The sequence below is a fragment of the Streptomyces sp. NPDC002845 genome, from assembly GCF_053591955.1.
Genome location: NZ_JBSFUU010000046.1, coordinates 68,153 through 77,119 on the forward strand (window position 1 = coordinate 68,153; position 8,967 = coordinate 77,119).

Annotated in this window: 6 protein-coding genes; 1 reads left to right on the forward strand and 5 read right to left on the reverse strand. The window is 67.9% G+C overall.

The window, feature by feature from the left end:
- Window positions 1-52 precede the first annotated feature (52 nt).
- The 4 genes from ACWD3C_RS29485 to ACWD3C_RS29500 form a co-directional block, all read right to left on the reverse strand.
- Window positions 53-4,192, reverse strand: coding sequence for a DUF3560 domain-containing protein (locus ACWD3C_RS29485; protein WP_451149178.1), 4,140 nt, complete (start codon window positions 4,190-4,192; stop codon window positions 53-55).
- A 110-nt stretch (window positions 4,193-4,302) separates the two neighbouring features.
- Complete coding sequence (locus ACWD3C_RS29490; protein ID WP_451149180.1) at window positions 4,303-4,950, reverse strand: hypothetical protein; 648 nt, start codon at window positions 4,948-4,950, stop codon at window positions 4,303-4,305.
- Between the two features lie 120 nt (window positions 4,951-5,070).
- Complete coding sequence (locus ACWD3C_RS29495) at window positions 5,071-5,355, reverse strand: hypothetical protein (RefSeq protein ID WP_451149182.1); 285 nt, start codon at window positions 5,353-5,355, stop codon at window positions 5,071-5,073.
- Window positions 5,356-5,426: 71 nt separating this feature from the next.
- Entirely contained in the window at window positions 5,427-5,996 is a 570-nt protein-coding gene (locus ACWD3C_RS29500; protein WP_451149184.1) for a hypothetical protein, read from the reverse strand.
- Between the two features lie 105 nt (window positions 5,997-6,101).
- Between ACWD3C_RS29500 and ACWD3C_RS29505 the strand changes: the two genes are divergently transcribed.
- Window positions 6,102-6,704, forward strand: a complete 603-nt coding sequence (locus ACWD3C_RS29505; RefSeq protein ID WP_451149186.1) for an HD domain-containing protein — start codon at window positions 6,102-6,104, stop codon at window positions 6,702-6,704.
- Window positions 6,705-6,867: 163 nt separating this feature from the next.
- Here the strand turns inward: ACWD3C_RS29505 and ACWD3C_RS29510 are convergent, their stop codons facing one another.
- Entirely contained in the window at window positions 6,868-8,091 is a 1,224-nt protein-coding gene (locus ACWD3C_RS29510) for a hypothetical protein (protein WP_451149188.1), read from the reverse strand.
- Between the last annotated feature and the right edge of the window lie 876 nt (window positions 8,092-8,967).

Consider the following 8,967-nt stretch of genomic DNA (forward strand, 5'->3'; position numbering starts at 1 on the left):
GTGGGCGCCCGGCCATGGGGTGGTCAGGCGGTGGGGGTCGGCGTGGTGACGGTCAGGCCGGCGGCGACGGCGGCAATGAACCCGGTGTCGGGGCAGGCTCCGGGGTGATGTCGCGCGGGTCGGCTGGGATCGCCTCGCCCGCCAGGGCGGCCCGCATCTGCTCGGCCGACATACGCCCGCTCACCTCGTTGTAGGGGAGCGTGTACGTGCTGCCCTTGTGCCGGGTCTCAGCCGTTGCCGCGCGGGTGACCACGCGGCAGTCGCCGACGGCGCCGACGGCGCCGCCATCAAACGCGGCGTGGATGTGCGGCACGGTCGCCGTCTTGGCGTTGACCCGGGTCACCTCGTACCAGGACCCCCGCCACCGCACGAAATCACCCTTGATGAAGTCGGCCCGACCCCACACCTTGAAGCCGCGCCGCTCTGCCTCCTTGATGGTCTCCGCCCAGTACGTCAGCTCTTCGTCGTACTCGGCCAGACGGCGCGTCAGCTCCTCCCGGCGTGCCTCGGACGGCTTGCGTCGCCACACATCCGCCGTACGGCCGTTGTCGTCAACGCCGTCACGCTCCCGCAGGACGCCGCGCCGCTCCGCCTCCAGCTTCTCGATGCGGCGCAGCGTGCGCCCCGGGTTCTTCCGGTACCGCTCGTAGGCGTCCGCCGCCGCCGCACGGGATGCCCAGTAGCCCGCGCGCTCGCCCTCGGCGATGCTCTTGCGCATCGCGTTGTGCATGCGCTCCTGGTCCCGGCGGGCGCGCCCCTCCGAATGGTGGCCCACCAGGATTGGCTGACCCATCCAGAACCGTTCGCCGATCCGGTCCGAGGCATCCCGCGCCGACTGCGAGGATGCCGCTGCACGTCCGGCCCGGTCCGTGAACCGCTCCGTCCGCTCCTCGGCCGCATCCACGCGGGCGGCCTCCCGCTCCGCAAACGACATGGTTTCTTCGATCACCACAGCGCACGACAGGCCGAGTGCGCGCACCGCGTCCGCAGCCCGGTTGATCTTCCACCGGTCGGCGCCCTTGTAGCGGCTGCCCCGGATGAAGATCCCCGGGGTACGCCGGTAGGTCCAGCCCAGCGGGCGCAACGCTTCCCACACCCCGTCACCCTTGGCGGAGCCCTCCACGGTGGTGCCGTCTTCGTGGGTGTGCCGGATGACGATGTCCGCCGCCTCGGCCCCCTCCTCCGCTTCCACGATGTCCCCGGGCAGGGTGAGCGCGCGCAGTGCCGCCGGAGAGTGCCCCATGACCCGTGCGGCGCACTCGGCGCAGCGCGGAGCACAGCCGGGCACGTCCCACAGCAGCACCCCGAACCCGCCACACGCATTTGCCGCCGCGCAGTCACCGCGCCCGGCAGGCTTCGCCCAGTCGATCGGCATAACCGCCACAGCTGCCGCGACGGGGGCCGGGGTGTCGACGCCCGGCACCGTGCCGCCCTCTGCCTCCCACACGTCCGCCCCGGACGGGTCGGACACCGCGTCAGCCGCCTGCGCGGACACCTCGTCACGGGTTGCCGGCGGGGGGAGCTCTCCGCCATCATCCCGCGCGAGCGCTCCGCCCTCGCCCTCCCACCCGTCCATGCCGCCCGGGTCGCTCACACCCTCGGGGGCAGGCGCCGAGCTGCTCAGCGCAACCCCTGCGAGCGTGCCCGGCTCCGCCGCATGCTGCACCGTCGCCAACATCGACGGATCTTGGTGCTTGCCCGACCGGCCCACCCGGACCGGCGCCGACCACAACGGGGTGCGCTTGCCCGTCACCCGCCGACCGGTAACCCACACCGCCGAACGGTCCTCACGGAACGCCCCGCCGTCCCACACCGCGAGCAACTCATAGGCGAGCGGCTCACCGTTCTTAACCGCGACACCGGCGACGCGCACCGCGACCGTGCCCCCGTCAGTGCTGCGCTGCATGGCCACCGTCCACCCGTTGGCCATGGCCGTTTCCGCGAACGACACGGCAGCCATGGGCAGCCAAACCCCGGAGGCCGCCTCAGTCTCCGCCACGACGTCCCCCACTGTGGCCCACGTGGCGAGCGTCTCGACGTCCAGCGGCGAACCCTCCGCCGGAACCTTCGGAGCCTTCCACGGCTTGACGTCCAGCCCCTTGACCGAGGCGGACGCCTGCCCCTTCTCGACCCCGGCCGTACGGCCGTGCGTCTTCTTCGACGGGAGGTCACGGCCGATCAGCGCGCGGCCCTCATCCCGCGCGGCCACGGCATCGGCCAACAGGTCAACGAATGCCCGACGGTGCTCGTTCGCTTCCCCGTGCCTCACGTCCGGGTTCACGTCGATGTCTGTGGGAAGCTCGAACATCACCGCCGTACCGCCGTCGGCGGACACCCACGCCCCACGGCCGGCCGGAACATCCCCGGACATGGCACGCGCCAGGAACGCACGCGCTGACTTCGACCGGTGCCCCGGTTCCGCCGCCTCCGACTCCAGGCCGGACAGCTCGCGCTCACACCGCCGGACCGCATCCCGCGCATTCATCCGCCGCATGTCCGCCGCCAACGAGGCCTCCCGGGCACGCTCCGACCACCCGCCGGACGTCTCGTAATGCACCACAACCCGCTCACCCAGCACACCAGCCGACCGGCGTACTTCCTGGTGCAGGTCGTACGCATCCCGCCGCCACGCTGCGCACGTCTCCGCGTGCTCCTCTGCCACCGTCAGCCGCTCACGCGCCACGGTCAGCTCACGGCGCGCACGCTCCGTCAGCCACGCCCGCGACACCCGCACCGTGCCCTCATACGGGCCACGGAACGCCACCGGGAACACCCCACCCCCGTTGCTGTAGCAGATCACCGGCAGCACCTCAACCGCGCCCCCGTCGGTCTCCCACCCGTCCACCCCGCCGGGGTACGACACGACGTCGGGCAACACCGCCGGGGTCTTCTTGACCTCGTTCCCCTCCGCCGGAACGTCCGGTGTCACGCCGCTACCGGCCGGAGCGTCGCCGGCCGGAACCTCGGTCTTCTCGGCCGGCCCCTCCCACCCCGGGCGGGTGATGCGCAGCAGGAACGCCGACGCCTGGGGCCGCACCCGCCCAGCAACCGCGCGCGGTTCCGGCGCACGCTCCGCGCACTCCTGAGCCGACGGCACGTCAAGCCCGAACCAGCGCACGACGGCGAGAGAGTCACGCGCTTCCCAACGGGCCGTGTCGACGTCGCCCAGCCCGTACGCGGACTCTGCCCCCTCTGCGCACTCTTCGGCCTCACGGACTGCACCCCGGGCGCTGTCGTACTGCTCGTCCGTCAGCCCGTCCCAATCGATGCGCTGAGCGAACGCATGGACCGTGTCCAGGGCAGCGCGCGCCATGCCGACCGACACGGCTGTCTGTGCGTGCTCCTCCGCCTTCTCCGCCGCGCGCTCCGCATGGATGCCGTACACGCGCGCCGTCTCGGCCGTCGCCCGCAGTACCGCCGCCGGACGCTCCGCGATCACGTACGCGATAGCGGCCCCCGTGACCTCACCCCACGTGCCGCGCACGTCCCCCGTCGGAAGGGTCACGGTGTGTCCGCCGCCCGACTTGAAATGGAAGCGGAACGGGAACCGCTCACCGCACACGGACAGTTCCGACAGCAGGTCGGAGCGCCGGAACTCCCCCTCGTAACGGTCGCCCAGCGACCGCGCTTCCATCGCTTCCGGCCACTCCTCCGCCGCCCTACGCGCGCGCTCGACTTCCGCCACGGACGGCGCCTTACGGGCACGCTGCCGGGGGGCCGAAGTCTCCGCCGCGGTCTCGGCCGGACCGGGCGCCGGAGCGTCCGCCCGGTCCGGCGCGGTCGGCTGTGTGCGGGCGGTGGGCGCCTCGGCGGTCACCAGGTCCGCGACGGCGCGCCATGCGATGCCCTGGGCGGCCGTCTGGCCGTAGCGGGTGAGGGTGGCGCCGTCCCAGCGGTGCCCCCGGGCGGTGAGTCGCCACACGCAGCGCAGGACGGTTTCCCCGGCCTCCTGACGGGCGGTGAGCAGCAGCGCGCAGTGTCCGGGCTGCGTCTGGACGGTGGCCGTCCAACCGGCCTCCTCGCCCTGGGCGGTGAGGCGGGCCAGGTTGCGGGGCAGGGCCACCCCTCGGGCGTCCGCCGCGTGGGGCTGCTCGGCGGGTGGGGCGGTGGGCGCCGGCACTTCGGCAGGGGCCGGGGCCGGCGCCTGGGCGGGGGCGCTCGTGCTGCTGGCGGGGCGCGTGGTCGCGGTCATGTCGGGTCACTCCTGGTCGGGTTTGAGTTGCCGCTCACACCGGGAGGCAGGGCAGGGGGGCAGGGGCGTTCCCGCCGGGCCGGTCGGGCGACCGGCCCGGCGGGTGGTGCTCAGTTGCGGCGGTTCGGGGGCCGGTTGTCCCGAGGCGCGGTGCGGCTGGCCGCTCGGTCGCCCGTCTCGGCCTGGTCCTGAGCGGGGCGCGGTACTCGCTCGGCCTGGCGGAACTCGACTCCCGGCTCTGGGGCCAACGGCACGCCGTTGGGGTCGGTGCTGTACGCCTCCCGGATGGCCTCGGAGGTGAGCGGCCGAAGCCAGAAGTTCCGGACCTTCCAGCCGCGTACGAATTCCGATCCGTCGGGGGCGAACGTCCGCACGACCAGTGCGCCGGTCGCGTACCCGACCATGGACGCCGCGATTACGGCGCACACCCGCGTGGATGCGACCTCGTTGATGATCAGGGCGTCACCCATGACGGTGAGTTCCTGGCCTTCGGTGAGGTCACCGTGCGGCGTGCTGGCGTTGGCCACCATGTGGTGCGTCCCGTCGCCGAGAACGGCGTTCAGGAGCGACAGGTACGCGTCCGCCGCTCGGTCGAGCAACGCGTGTGCCGTGTCCGCGGCGGTGTGCATGGCCTCGTCCGTTTCGGCGTCGCTGACGGGTGCGGGGGTCCACCGCATCGCGTCCATGCCGAAGTCCTCGCCCGGGTCAACGTTCTGCCCTTCGAGGGTCCGCCGTACGTGGTCTTGGTACTCGCTCATCGTTCCCCTGCCTTGGGTTGCTGAGTTGGTGGCGGGCGAGTTGCCGCTCACCCGCAGAATCAATAATACGCCCTTGCGGGGGGTGATCTCAACCCACAATCACCCCCCGGACGTGGCGAGTTAGGACGACTCCACCGGTGTCACCGTCGTACGGAAGAACGCGTTCCGGGTGAGGCTGAACGTGACCCGCTTGGTCTCGCCGGTGCTCTCGCGCCTTCCGTAGATCTCGACGTCGGTCAACTCGTCGTCCTCGTAGGCCACTTGCAACACCGTGCCTTCCCACACCTCCGGCCACGGGGCGGACCGGAGTGCGGTCCTCGGGCGGGCGTAGGCGGCCAGGCTCCGGGTGGGGTTGCGCTCGATGCGTACCCGCTGCCCCCGGCTGATCGGCCCTGTGGCGGTCATGCTGTCCCCTTCTCTGATGGCTGTGGCTTTGGGAGGGTGGGGCGACCGGCTGTCGCCCCACCCTGGGCTTGTCACTGCGTCCGGCCTGCCTGCTGCTCCTCGGCGGCCGTGGACAGTTCGTTGACGCCGTGGCGGGCGTGGTCGGTTCGTACGCGCGCGGCGACCTCGTCGGCGGACGGGAGCCCGAATCCTCCGTCACTGGCGAACACGTCGTATGCCTCGCGCCACCCGCGAACCTGGCACTCGACCGCACTGCGCGACGCACACGCGATCGTCAGACCTCCGACGGTGACGGACAATGCGCCGATTCCGTCGGGGCTCACTGCCGCGCTGCGCGCCCGGATCTTGGCGCGGCGTGGCGCGTCGTCCAGGATCACGAACGAATTGATGGTGAGTTCGGGTTCGCGCAATTCGCCTGTGTCGACCTGTTCGGGAAAGATGCGATCGAGCATTTCGGCGGCCTCGCACCAGCCCTCCCACCACACGCGCGCGCCGGTAGGGTGCCGGAATTCGATGATGGCCGTAGGGATCTTGAGCATGGGAATGAGCGTCAGACCAATTGAAGCATCGGTCTCGTGCTCTCCAGCAAGGTGGATCGTGAGTCGGCTTACCGCGTCAACGGTTTCCGTTCCGGTGTTCAAGGGGGCTCCTCGGGTTGGTGGCTGAGACTGAGCCAGGTTGCCGCCTAAACTCAAAATCAATAATACACCATTCCTGGGGGCGGCATGCCTTGATACGCTCACCGAATGTCTCTCCCAAGCGTTGATCAGGTTCGTGCGTTGCACGAGAAATACGCACCCACTGTAGATGCCTTCCAACTCGTAAACACCCACTGCGAGATCGTTTGGAACCTCGCCTGCGAAATTATCAACCGTGCAGAACTTGACTTGGATACGGAGTTGGTGAAGATAGGCTGCCTCATTCATGACATCGGCGTCTATAAGCTGTATGACACCAAAGGAAACCTCGATGAAAGGAACTATGTCCAACATGGAATCCTCGGTCATGAGATTCTGCGCAACGAGGGGTTCCCCGAAACAATCTGCCGTTTCTGCTCTTGCCATACCGGCGTTGGTCTCACGAGAAGCGACGTAATTAGACAGCAACTTCCCCTTCCCTCGCAGGACTACATCGCCGAGACACCGGAAGAACTTGTCGTGATGTACGCGGACAAGTTCCACAGCAAAGCCACCCCGCCAAAATTCATGACCGCAACGGCATACGCCAACTACGTCAAACGATTCGGGCATGACAAGATCGAGAAATTTGATGCAATGCGCGCAGCATTCGGCGACCCCGACGTCACTGCGCTCGCCGCTCGATACGGTCACCGACTCGAAAAGAACTGACTGGCTCTCAACAGCCTGATTCGACCGGCTAGGCCGGCAACCCCGAAACACCCGCGCCGGCCCCGAGGCAGGCACCCCTGACTCCGTGTCTCCCTCGGAGTCAGGGGTGCCTGCCTCGCTGTGTGTTGCTGGGACCTTCAGCCCCAGCAACACACACACTCGACTAGAACAGAGTGATCACGCTCCCGACCGGACGGCCCTCGTCCGGCGTCCACACAAAATCACCCTCGCCGTTCTTCGGCCAACGAAGGTAATGCCGGTTGCCGTAGCTGGTAACCGATTCCCCCTCCTGGACGCAGATTCGGGCGGTCTGTCCCCCATCCATGAAGCAACCCCAGTCCACATCAACAGTCGACCGGATTGCTGCGCTGGCCTCGCTGGGCGTGGGACCGGCAAACGTCCCGGATCCCGGACGCCCGTCGAACAACCGTAGGTGCACCCGACCTGCCTTGGTCTGGAACACCGTCATACGAGCCAACGGTCCGTCAGAGAAGCACGCGTTGTCCCCGAGCGAAAGATCACGATTCGTGGGGTGAGAGGGCACATCCCCTATGGCCAATGAAGGGCCAACCGACAACGCCGACTCCGGAAGTCCGTTTGCAGCAAACGGACCAACGCTCAGGATCCGGAGCGCATTGGGTCGGTCCATGACTGTCACGCTCCGGGGTACGCGCACCACGAGATCAGCGCTGAACAGATCCATGCGGCCCTCAGGTGCGGCAGCCGTGGATACGTACCCGTTGGTCCCTACCTCGCGTTGAAACGCGACGTCTACCCACTCGGACTGAGGCGAAAGCGCCGTGGTGTACCGAGAGCTCTCCGCCAGCACACGTGCGGTCCCCGTCACCTCATCCCTCTTGCGAAGGATCTCGGAGTTTCCGTTGCCGTACACGTAGCAGTCTGCGAGGCGGCCCGTACGCGTACCCTCCCAATTCAATTGAGAACCGTTGAGCTGGAGGACCCCCCGCGCCTGGACATACCGCAGGGACAGACGCCCGGACTGGCAGACCAGCGTTTCCCTGTCGGAAACTGGGACGCTGAGAATTTCGCCGCCGCTTGCAACGAGGTTCAGGGTTGCCTGACGGGGCATGGCAGAGGCGCGGTCTGCGAGAAAGAAGAACGCACCGCTTGCCGCAGCCAGCGTGCCACGCTGCCCCATGAATGGCTGCACAGAGGTGGGCTGTGCAGGGATGTGGATACCTGCACTCACCGATTTCGGGTCCCAGCTCACGTCATAGACGTTGGTGAAGGTATGTGCACCCAGGGGAAGCGGGAAAGCCTCAAAGAGGATTCCTTTACCCAGCTGCATAGATCGGCGGGGCGTGGGCTGGTCTATCTCTGATTGCATGAATCGTGACGCCTCATCAGGCGTCCGGAATACACGCACGTTGTCTCCTCCGATTCCCCAGGTGACTGATGACCTGGGGGAGTTGGGTTGGTGTCGGGATGGAAGTTGCCGCTCCCGTGTCCCTCAAAATCAATTATACACTCTTGGTTCCTGTCCGGCACCTCAAAACCGGCCGGAACCTGCAACATCTCCTGCGTCTTCTCTTGCGGCTACTCCTGCGTCTTCTCTTGCAACAACTCTTGCGTGAGCCTCTTGGGGAGGGTCGACGTATCCACAGGTCAACCAAGGGTTCTGCCCATGGTTGGGGGTCTGACATCCCCTCTGCTGCCACTTGTCCCGCGCCGGTTGAAGGATGAGTGAGGAATGGGGCGGGGGCGGGTTGGGCGGCGGCGTCGGGGATTGGGGGCGGCCTGGTGTGGGTTTGCGCGACGGGCGGGGCCGTCGCGCTGACCGGGGTCGCTGCCCCGGGTCGGGCTGGGGTGTGTGGGCCGGTGCTCCGGCCCCTCCCTGCCTGTCCGGTCCTGCTGGAGGCAGGTTCAACCCCTCACCCTCCCCAGGGGGTTCGGGCCCCGGAGGGGCCCTATTCCCCTTTCCCGGTATTCCGTGGTTTACTTTATTCCACGGAATACAATCAAATAGGCTTGCCTGTAAGGGAATCGGAGATTCCCTCAACCCTCACGCCGGACAACGGATATGACGATCTCCCAACTAAACCCCCGTCAACCACAGTAAAAACTAGCCTCTTTTCGTGCCGGAGGCACGCACAATCCCTCAAATCTTTTCCGTTCCGGAGGAACGCACGTTTTGGAATGGCCGGAGGCCAATTCCATAACGCCCCGCCGGAGGCGGGCAATTCGCGCGGGGACGCGCGAAACGAGCGGAGCGAGTATTCGGCTGCCGGAGGCAGAGCGAAGC

What these genes read in the sequence shown, in the direction of transcription:
- ACWD3C_RS29485 (WP_451149178.1), bottom strand. Translation starts at nt 4,192, where the DNA reads ATGACCGCGACCACGCGCCCCGCCAGCAGCACGAGCGCCCCCGCCCAG.
- ACWD3C_RS29490 (WP_451149180.1), bottom strand. Translation starts at nt 4,950, where the DNA reads ATGAGCGAGTACCAAGACCACGTACGGCGGACCCTCGAAGGGCAGAAC.
- ACWD3C_RS29505 (WP_451149186.1), top strand. Translation starts at nt 6,102, where the DNA reads ATGTCTCTCCCAAGCGTTGATCAGGTTCGTGCGTTGCACGAGAAATAC.
- ACWD3C_RS29495 (WP_451149182.1), bottom strand. Translation starts at nt 5,355, where the DNA reads ATGACCGCCACAGGGCCGATCAGCCGGGGGCAGCGGGTACGCATCGAG.